Origin of the sequence: Actinophytocola sp., assembly GCF_036402745.1 — a bacterium.
In the GTDB taxonomy this organism is placed as follows: Bacteria; Actinomycetota; Actinomycetes; order Mycobacteriales; family Pseudonocardiaceae; genus Actinophytocola.
The window spans coordinates 1-1,695 of sequence record NZ_DASWSJ010000393.1 but is presented as its reverse complement, the minus strand read 5'-3'; the positions used below and the strand labels follow the sequence as shown (position 1 = coordinate 1,695).

Here is a 1,695-nt window from a genome sequence, read left to right as displayed (position 1 = left end):
ACGACTGGTGAATGGGCAATCGGACGGGTTACGGTAAAACGTCTGTCAGAGCCGTGTGCCGCCCCGGAGATCCGGGTGCGGTCGGCCGGAAGGTTGTGCGCCCGTGCCCCTCGCCATCACCGAAGACCACCGCGAACTCGGCGACGTCGTCCGCGCGTTCTCGACGGCGAACGGCCTGCGGGCCCAGGCCCGCGCTGCGCTGGACGGTTCCGGCGACGGCGGCGCGCTCTGGCAGAAGATCGCCGCCCAGGGCTGGCTCGGCCTGCACGTCTCCGAGGAGTACGGCGGCTCCGGCTACACGCTCGCCGAGGCGGCGGTGGTGGCCGACGAGCTGGGCTATGCCATCTCCCCCGCTCCGTTCCTGCCGTCGATCGTCGCCTCGGCGACGCTGGCCGAGGCCGGCACGGAAGCGCAGCGGAAGGGCCACCTGGCCGGGCTGGCCGACGGATCGGTCATCGCCGGGGTCGCGCTCAGTGGATCGGTGACGCTCGATGGCGGGACGCTGACCGGTGAGACGTCCGGGTTGCTGGCCGGCTCGGCCGCGACGCTCCTGCTGGTCCGGGTCGGGGACGACCTGGTGATCGTCGACGCCGGCGCGGACGGCGTGACGGTGCACCAGGAGCAGCCGCTCGACCCCTCGCTGGGCTTCGGGACCGTCACGCTCTCGGGCGTCGCCGTCAGTCCGGACGCCGTCGTCGCGGGTGGCGCAGCGGTCGCGCTGCGGGTGCTGCGCACGATCGCCGCCGCCGAGGCCGCCGGTGGCGCCCGGGCGACCCTGGACGCCGCGCTGGAGTACGCGAAGGTCCGCGAGCAGTTCGGCCGGATCATCGGCGGCTTCCAGGCCGTCAAGCACGCGCTGGCCGACATGCTCATCCGCCTCGAGCTGGCGATCGCCGTCAGCTGGGACGCCGCCCGGGCCGCGCACGGGGACCAGGCCGAGCTGGCCGCCGCGGCCGCCGCCGAGCTGGCGTTCACGTCCTACGTCGAGAACGCGGAGAAGAACATCCAGGTGCACGGCGGGATCGGCTTCACCTGGGAGCACGACGCGCACCTCTACCTGCGCCGCGCCGTCAGCCTGCGGAACCTGCTCGCGGCGGCGGGGGACCCCGCCGACGTCCTGTACGGCCTGACCGAGTCCGGGGTGCGCCGCGCATACGGCGTGGACCTGCCGCCGGAGGCGGAGGAGTACCGGGCGGCCGCGCGGGCGTTCGTCGAGACCTACCGGGCGACTCCGGAGGCCGATCGCCGTCGCGTGATCGCGGAGAGCGGCTACCTGGTGCCGCACTGGCCGGCGCCGTTCGGCCGCGGCGCGAGCCCGGTCGAGCAGCTGGTGATCGAGGAGGAGCTCGCCGCCGTCGAGACGCCCAACCTGGGCATCACCGGGTGGGTGCTGCTGACGCTGACCCAGACCGCGACCCAGGAGCAGATCGACCGCTGGGTGCCGACGACGCTGGCCGGGGGAGTCACCTGGTGCCAGCTGTTCAGCGAGCCTGGCGCCGGCTCGGACGCCGCTGCGGTGCAGACGCGGGGTGTGAAGGTCGAAGGCGGCTGGCTGGTCACCGGACAGAAGGTGTGGACCAGCGGTGCCCACCTGTCGAGCTTCGGCCTGGCCACGATCCGCACCGATCCCACTGCGGCCAAGCACAAGGGCATCACCGCGGTGGTCGTCGACATGCACGCGACGGGCGTGGAGGT

At 73.4% G+C, this 1,695-nt stretch carries 1 protein-coding gene; it reads left to right on the top strand.

Features of this window, described 5'->3' with window-relative positions; all coding sequences use genetic code 11:
* Nucleotides 1–103: 103 nt before the first annotated feature.
* Nucleotides 104–1,695, top strand: a 1,592-nt coding sequence (locus VGD70_RS34805; protein WP_331089049.1) for an acyl-CoA dehydrogenase, incomplete at its 3' end; no start/stop codon positions are given.